This is a genomic window from Micromonospora sp. RV43 (assembly GCF_001029515.1).
In the GTDB taxonomy this organism is placed as follows: Bacteria; Actinomycetota; Actinomycetes; order Mycobacteriales; family Micromonosporaceae; genus Micromonospora; species Micromonospora aurantiaca.
On sequence record NZ_LEKG01000248.1, the window covers coordinates 1 to 7,671 of the forward strand.

Annotated in this window: 9 protein-coding genes; 1 reads left to right on the top strand and 8 read right to left on the bottom strand. The window is 55.2% G+C overall.

Features of this window, described 5'->3' with window-relative positions; all coding sequences use genetic code 11:
* Positions 1–72 precede the first annotated feature (72 nt).
* The 6 genes from ABD52_RS39505 to ABD52_RS39520 all read right to left on the bottom strand — a co-directional run bounded on the left by ABD52_RS39505 (position 73) and on the right by ABD52_RS39520 (position 5,219).
* Positions 73–504 carry a hypothetical protein gene (locus ABD52_RS39505; protein WP_152748351.1) on the bottom strand — a complete coding sequence of 144 codons (432 nt, stop codon included), beginning with the start codon at positions 502–504 and terminating at the stop codon, positions 73–75.
* Positions 488–1,270 (bottom strand): HK97 family phage prohead protease, encoded by a 783-nt coding sequence (locus tag ABD52_RS38710; protein WP_161801653.1) that lies wholly within the window; start codon positions 1,268–1,270, stop codon positions 488–490. The genes ABD52_RS39505 and ABD52_RS38710 overlap by 17 nt, the downstream gene beginning before the upstream one ends.
* Positions 1,263–2,576, bottom strand: a complete 1,314-nt coding sequence (locus tag ABD52_RS38715) for a phage portal protein (RefSeq protein ID WP_082171444.1) — start codon at positions 2,574–2,576, stop codon at positions 1,263–1,265. The genes ABD52_RS38710 and ABD52_RS38715 overlap by 8 nt, the downstream gene beginning before the upstream one ends.
* Positions 2,577–2,589: 13 nt before the next feature.
* On the bottom strand, positions 2,590–4,092 hold the full coding sequence (locus ABD52_RS39510) for a hypothetical protein (RefSeq protein ID WP_152748352.1): 1,503 nt from the start codon (positions 4,090–4,092) through the stop codon (positions 2,590–2,592).
* Positions 4,031–4,288 (bottom strand): hypothetical protein, encoded by a 258-nt coding sequence (locus tag ABD52_RS39515; RefSeq protein ID WP_152748353.1) that lies wholly within the window; start codon positions 4,286–4,288, stop codon positions 4,031–4,033. The genes ABD52_RS39510 and ABD52_RS39515 overlap by 62 nt, the downstream gene beginning before the upstream one ends.
* A gap of 541 nt (positions 4,289–4,829) precedes the next feature.
* Complete coding sequence (locus ABD52_RS39520) at positions 4,830–5,219, bottom strand: hypothetical protein (protein ID WP_152748354.1); 390 nt, start codon at positions 5,217–5,219, stop codon at positions 4,830–4,832.
* 408 nt (positions 5,220–5,627) lie between these two features.
* Between ABD52_RS39520 and ABD52_RS34725 the strand changes: the two genes are divergently transcribed.
* A complete protein-coding gene (locus ABD52_RS34725) occupies positions 5,628–6,329 on the top strand; it encodes a hypothetical protein (RefSeq protein WP_152748355.1) in 702 nt (233 codons plus the stop codon).
* A 555-nt stretch (positions 6,330–6,884) separates the two neighbouring features.
* Here ABD52_RS34725 and ABD52_RS39525 read toward each other — a convergent pair.
* A complete protein-coding gene (locus ABD52_RS39525; protein WP_152748356.1) occupies positions 6,885–7,229 on the bottom strand; it encodes a hypothetical protein in 345 nt (114 codons plus the stop codon).
* 48 nt (positions 7,230–7,277) lie between these two features.
* Entirely contained in the window at positions 7,278–7,466 is a 189-nt protein-coding gene (locus ABD52_RS39530; protein WP_152748357.1) for a hypothetical protein, read from the bottom strand.
* Positions 7,467–7,671: the final 205 nt, after the last annotated feature.

The window sequence follows — 7,671 nt, forward strand, 5'->3', positions numbered from 1 at the left end:
AGCTTCTGGAGGAACCCGACCCCGCGTCGGGCTACCACCACGCCCTGACGTCGATCGACCGACTGATCAAGATCAACAACCCGCCACGCGGCCTTGATCAACAGTTAGTGAAAGACCGAGGTTAGTAGCAGCTTCCTTGCCAGCATCGTCAAGGAACTCAGGAGCCTGCTCGATAGCGTCCTTAGCACGCTCGATGAAGTCAGAATCCGTCCAAGTCTTTGAACGGCTCAGCTCAGCGAACGGGTCACGCTTGCTGCGGCTGATAACAGTCGGGCCGCTACCCTCACGGTTGCCAGCGTTAAGCGAGGCACGCATTACGGCCTCTACCTTTTCCTCGCGCTCAACAGCCTTGTCGTGGGCTGCCTTCTTAACGTCCCACTCCTTTAGAAGCTCCTCGCCACGGGCAAGCTCTTCCTCAGTAGCGTCGTCATTCTCGTTAATTACCTGAAGCTCCGCACGCATTACCTCAAGCTCTGCGGCAATCTTCTCACTCTGCTTCTGCATTTCTAAAAACTCCTCGGGTTAGTAGCTCCGCACGTAGGCGAAGCTGCTTCTGCCGAGCGGAGTGCCTATTAGGCGAGTCCTCGGAGCCGAGTCCTGCACTTACAGGAGTGGCGCGTAGAGCATCCGAGTCAACTGAGTGAGTGGATGCCAGAGTTTCAATAAGGGCAGCAACGGCTTCCTTATCAAGATGCTTAATCGCTTCTGCGATTTCCTGTGCTGAGCGAACAGCGGTGATAGCTGCCGCCTCGTAGACAGGGATAGGAGTAGGGCCATATTCGACAAGCCCTAGCTCATGCCGAACAACAGTCGGCAAAGACTGACCAGCCTTGGCACGCGGTACGCGACCATTAGGGCTGCTTCTGAAGATCTGACCTCGGAAGCTCTGGCCCCTGATGTCACCGTTACGGATAGCCTCTAGAACAGCATCGGCCATCTCAGACTGGTTGTACCGTGTGACGGTAAACAGACCCTTGCCATCCTGGCGAATCTCAAGAGGCCTACCGATCGGCACAGAACCCAAGTCAGAAGGCGTACCGTGCATCGTCATCCCGTGGTTGTAGAGAACCGTAACCTTGCCGATGCCGTGGCTCAGCGTCCTCTTGAAAGCGTTACGGTCGATAACTTCCATGTAATGCCCGTGCCTATCCTTAACCTCAACAGGAGTGTCAAAGACAGCGGCATAAGCCTCTACAGTCCTACCGTCGCCATGCGAACGGCTAATCTGAATGTCGTCCAAAGCGAAGGTCCGGAAATAATCCTCACGCATTGTCCTGACCTCCTTCAGTCTTTGGAGTGTCATTGGTCGTATCCGCACCTGGCGGAAGTAGCTGCACCGAGAAGCGGCCTGTGTGCTCCAAAAGGGACAGGTCACGAGCCTTGATGGCGGTAGCCACCGACTCAGGCGTGTAACCGGCAGTCAGAAGAGTTGAGGCTGTCTGCGCATCGGCAGCGAATGTCTCTGCCTGTACCTTCTCGCCATCCTGAAGAGCACTAATATCTGAGGTGTCAAACCACAGCTCAGCGCCTTCAGGAACGTTGACGAGCTTCGCCAGGGCTGCGCATGCTGAGCGCCACTGAGGACGCATAGTCAGGTCAGCAAAGGCCTTAATCGCAGCGTCGTAGTTCGCCAGCGTGGCAGCGCCTAGACCTTCTCTCAGGCCAGCCACAATCGCAGGCACGCCAGCAGCAACAGAAATCCTGTTCTCACCAGCAGACTGAACGATTGTCAGAGCATCGTTTAGCTTGTCTCCCACAACCATCGGGTCTGCGCCATTATCAAGGATCATCGTCCTGTAGGCGTTGTCAGGGCCAGCATGACGAGCCTTGACAGTCGCAGCGATTCTCTTAACCTGCTCTTCCTGCAACTCCGTCGGATACTTGATGATCATGTTTGGAGTAGCCGCATTGCGGAAGTACGCATCCCTGTGGTCTGTCATCAGGTTGTCTGCGTTGATCTCCCGCAAGACAGGAGTAATCCAGCTCATGCCACGGAAGTTCGCCATCGGGTCAGGGATGGGCGACCAGTGCGCCACTTCCTCAACCGGATAGAACTCCGGATCTCTGTCGTTGTCCCCGATCGGCTCGTAGTAGTAGCCGACAACCTCACGAACCTGACGGCCGTACTCATCGGTCCGGACCTCGGAAACGATGGTTACCCAATCAGGACGTAGACGCTCTAGCCTGTTGCCGGCATCCCTGACGTAGGCGTTTCCTGCTAGGGATACGTCCTGCTCCATCTTGGAAAGCAGCTCAGACGTTGTACCGCCAGGCCACGGCTTCTCAAGCTTCGCCAGGTCTGCCGTACCGAACAGTTTCTTGTCTGCCAGGTTTCGATACTTAAAGCGAGCCTCGCTGAAGAACCTGCGGCGAGTCTCTACTACCGTGAAGACGATGCTGTTACCGGCATAGGCCAAGTTGGCGTAGCTGTTGAATGTCGGTGCGATTCGTTCAGTGTCCGGAGTACCGTAGCTGAACTGATAGTTAAAAGCAGCGTCGTAGCCAGGTGGAGGCGTGTACCTCTCTACTTCCTCGCTACGACGGAACCATGAGATTGCACGGTCCATCAAGCCCATGTGAATCCTCCCCTTAAACCAGCCACGCGCCAGGGTCGGACTTCCGCTTGACAAGGTGTGCGCGTGATTCGTATGCCCATCGGGCGTTAGTCGTAGCTACAAGACAAGTGATGTCTAGGTCAGGCTTCTTACGTGACCATCCGAAAGCGCCATCACCAATCGAGCGAGGCTCAGCGTTAGCAACCGCCACTGTCAGTAGTGGGTCACCAGGATGCCTAAAGGTCTTCTGCTTCACTGCGTCTACGAACTGGCCGAAAGCAGCTCCAAGCTCATAGCCGTTACGGATAATCGCTAGATCCCCGTAACGTGGCTTCTCTCTGTCCTGAGGCTCAGTGATGCCAGCCTTGTTCAAAGCAAGGATCAAGCTTCCCGCTGGCCCTACCTGATCGACGCAGATAGTCACAGGGTTGATGCGCTTCTTGAGGTCCACCAGGCGAGGAACAACCCAATCAGTTCCGTCCTCGTGAGCGATAACCTCAGTGCGCCCCATGCCCTGCTCGTCAACCGTCCAAGCCACAATGCAGGCCTTAGAACGGTCAGGACTGATGTCAACCGCCAGGGCTACAGGGTCAGGAGTGGTTGTCTGGTCATCCTCAAGCGCAGCCCAATCCGCAGGAGTGAGCAGGCTGAGGTTTGTCGCTACAGGCCAGATGCCTAGACGCTCACGAGCAAATCCCTTGCCCTCAGGGTCACCAGAGCGCTCAGCGATAACCCGTGTCTCACGTAGCCGGATGTTGAACGCAGGATTGGCCTGAGCCCACAGCTTGCGGTCATCAAGGTCTACCGGCTTCTCTGCGTCAACACTCCATTCAAACCAAGCCACACGCTCAGCCTTGATGTGTCCACGCTGGCGCAGATTGGTGAATGGCGCTCCTGTAACCGTGTCCAGTGCCGGTGTCGACAGATACCAGGCCTGAGGATTCGGACTGACAGACAGCATGTAGTTAAGCGCTGCCTGATCATCGTCTGAGTAGTCGTAGGCCTCGTCATTGATCAGCCTGTCAATCGTGTCACCACGAGCGTTCTTACCCCTGGCACGGATTTGCAGGAAGGCTCCACTACGAAGCTTGATTTCCTCATTACCATTGGTGCTGACAAGCCACTTGACGGCTAGCTTCTTTCGCAGGCCCATCTTCTTAGGCGCTGTCTTAATCTTCTCCACAACTCGCAGGAAGATCTTCTTAGAGTTGGCCCTGTTCTGGCTCGTCAGGATGATCCGCTCATCGAAGATGAACAGGCCTGCCAGGATCAGTACATCAATGATGTAGGACTTACCATTCTGGCGAGGCACCATCAGGCCTACGTCATCCGCAGCCCAGATCTTCTTAGTCGGGTCAAGCGGATCGGTCACCTGGCCTAGCCCGTGACGCACAACGAACTGTTGCCACGGATCGAGCTTGATTCCTAGCTTCTCCGCAAAGGCGATTGCCAGGTCACCGGCAGTGGAATCGTAGTCAGGATAGTTCGCGATTCTCGGCAGTTGACTGCCTGTAAGCGGCTTGGAGGTCATCGACATCTGATGCCTCCTCTTCGTCTTCAATTAGCTCTAGCCGCTCAATGACTTCCTGAAGCTGCTTGGCAATTCCAGCAGCGTCACGGCTGTAGGCAGTCTCAAGCCTGCCAGCTAGGTTGTCTCTAATGGCCTCAAGCGAGGCTCTGATATCGCCACTCTGAACGATTTCCACCAGCTCAGAGGCATCACTCTGTGTCATGTGGTCCTCCTGCGGGGGGATAAAAGTTGACTGAAGAGCATGGGGTCAACAGAGAAGATCAATTCGTTTGTTGACCCCTACCCCCTATTACCAAACTCGCGTGTGCTTAGGACGCTGAGTGAGTGGCTTATTGCCTCGCTCTTGATTGCATTTGCGTTTACATACTGGGCAGCCCTTCACACCATGAGCAGGCAGCTTGTTCCATGGATCACCAGGGTCTTGATCTGGATTCTCTGAGCCAGGCTGAATGTAGTCCGCATCAGTAGCGCCACCATGCTTACAGATCCAGCACACATACTCGTAATGCTCAAGCATGATTTGCCTGGCAATGAGGTAGGCCTTGCCTGTGTGTAGCTTGCGATACCAGTCTGGACGCTGCCTAGCCATGGCTAGAACCTCGTAGTCCAGCGTCCTACGGCAGGGCTGTGATCAGATCTGCCACGGCATGACTTGTTATGTAGCTTGAGATAGCGGCAGGCTAGACGGCCAGTCGAATACTGTAGGAAGTCAAGTAGTTCACCGAACATCACTGACCTCCTCGTCATTCTGTAGGAATAGGAGGCTCCTCAACCGGAGGCTCTTCAGGAGTTGGCTCCTCAGGATCAGGCTGGTTGGGATCTGCCTCCCATACCTCGCCACCAAGGATGTACTGAACGATGTCGTTCATCAGCAGCTTCCGCTTGCGGTAAGGCACAGCCAACACGTTCTCAGGGTCATTGCCCGTATCAATCGCGTACTGCCTGCGGAATGCATTGAACAGATACAGGTCTAGCTCTTCTGATGTCATGGACTCTTCAAGAGCCAGAGGCATAGTGATGAGCTTGAGCTGATACGTGATTACGTTGGTGGACATGCTAGGAGCGACATAGCCAAGGACTGTGCTTAGTGCCTGATCCTTGGTCGGTGCCTCAACACTGATGGAAGTACGCATACCGTCTTCCTCCATCCACATTGTTACCTCAGCCATTGGCCTGCCTGCTCTCTATTCTGGTGAAATGAGGGAGGCGTGGGAGAGCAACCAAACCACGCCTCAACCTCAAACCATTTCCGCCTTACCTACCTAGCACCGCCTTTATATGCGCGTGCTCGTCTTGCTGTTGCTCTTTGCCCTTCATATTGTCCTTACTCTGGAATCAGACACTATGCGGTTTTTCTGAGGCCTGTTGTGAGCAAGGCCATACATAGTTTCTAGAGCAGGTGTGCCGATTAGTTGGACATAGGCAACTTACGTCGAAAGAGAGCACCTGCTATGACCTGCAATTGGGCTGATCCCTTTAGCGCTGAGTACCGCGCTGACCTTGTAAGCACCATCGACAACGTAAGCCGTCTGGTTGCCTCGTTGTCCCGCAACGAATGGAACGCACCTGTAGAGCGTGAGGACATCGAATCAGAGTTGTACCTGTTCCTCTTCCGAAAGCCGACCCTGCTGAACAGCAAGCCGTCAACTGTGTTCGGAACTCTCTACAGGCACGCGACAGACACCTGTTTCAGGATGCGCAAGCAGACTGGCGCTGTGTTGCTCGGACACGAGGCGCTAGGAGCAATCCTGAGGGAATGGCACAGCATGCCTGACTACGTGTGGGATGTCGTCTACGGTCCGACGTTCAGCAAGGCTGCTGGTGGCCGGTACCTGGCTCTGCTTGAGCAGGTGTACCGAGACAGCAGAGACATGCTCGACATGACTCCTGAGGAGCGTCTAGACCCGATCAGGACCATGCGCAAGCTTTTGCCGGCCTCTGACAGGCAGGCTCTACGAGCTGCGCTAGACAGACTGGCTGAGGTGCTAGGGGATGTCATGTGCGGGCGGCCTGAGAGCTTTGACGTAGCCAAGCATGACCAGGAGGACCAGACGGACTACCTAGCAGCCAACGAGACGGATGAAACCTTCTACCCTCACCGAGGCACCTACGTGTGCGCTCAGGGCCACCAGGAGGCCTACACACTCGCCACCTGGCCTCCGCAGAGGATCGGCATGCCTCGGGAGTACGGCTACCGCAACTGTCACTGTGGAGACGAGTCACTAGCGCTAGCTGCGGCGTGAAGCATCCTGACGAGATAACCGGAGTCTGAGGAGTAGGCCTGTAGGGCTTCCTCAATCAGATTCCGGTATTTCTTTGTCTCGATTGGCTTGGTATCACGCTGGTAAGCACGCGCCTCGCGTCGCTTCCTCGTCTGATAGTTGCGATGCGTTTCTAAGCCTGCTACACGACAATGAATACAGCGGCACGCACGATAGGTGTACGTACGGACATTCCCATGAGGCTCTTCACACGGAATGTCTGCTGCCTTCTTTTTGAGGTTGCGGAACTTCATGTAGGTACGCCAAGCCCTCTTGCACCAACCGCAGCGGCAAAGATGATTCGTGTAGGTGCCTACGGTTCCATGCTTGAACCCCTCGGGCTTGTCAGCGCTGGCCTTCCTCTCAGCCCGCTTCATGCGCTGATAAGCGCTGGTGGCTGTCCGACACTCATCGCAACGGCAACCATAGTTTGCATAGCCGTTGTGGGTGCCATGAGGGATTGGCTTGCTCATAGTAATTTCCTCAGAATAGAAGAGGCTCCCCACCACAACGGCGAGGAGCCTCTAGGTCGTTCGGTTAGTCAACAGGTCCGGCATGTACGGAGATCTGCTCGCAATCACCAGACACCCAACCTCGCTTATACAGCTCATCAAGTGCCGCTGCTGTCTCCTCGTCTGAGCAGTCAAGCTGATCCGCCAACTCAGCCCAGTCAGGAATTAGGCCATCGTTGATATTGCCGTAGAAGTTCATGATCGCATACAGGCAGAATGCCTCACGACTAATCCGCCCAGTCGCCAAATCCTTCAACACCCACTGAGACAGTAAAGCGTACCTAGAAGCTGCGCCCTCGTCGTAGGCTGCAATGCCAAGCTCAGCCTCAACACGCTCAGAGAAGAAGTTGTAATCGACGTCAGTAGACATGGTTTCCCTCAGTTTCCTATCTTGTCTTGCTCCTACTTAACTAAACGGCTATCGGACTAGCGAACCTTCCCGCGTTACCAATTCGTTACTTCCCTGAAGGCTTCCGCCTGCTGCCAGGAACGCAGTAACCGTGAATTCCGCCTCTAGCTCCTCACCACGCATCTTGTCGTAGTGATTGCTCTTGGCTGCCTCAGTCGCCTTGCGGCGTAGCGCCTGATCCTTCTTGAGCGCGTCCATCGTGTCTGCGTAGCGCATGGCGTTACGGATGAAGCTGGATTCTTCCTCTGAACCCCTCATAGTAAATACGTTCCCTAGCCTCGGTCTTTCACTAACTGTTGATCAAGGCCGCGTGGCGGGTTGTTGATCTTGATCAGTCGGTCGATCGACGTCAGGGCGTGGTGGTAGCCCGACGCGGGGTCGGGTTCCTCCAGAAGCTGTCCGT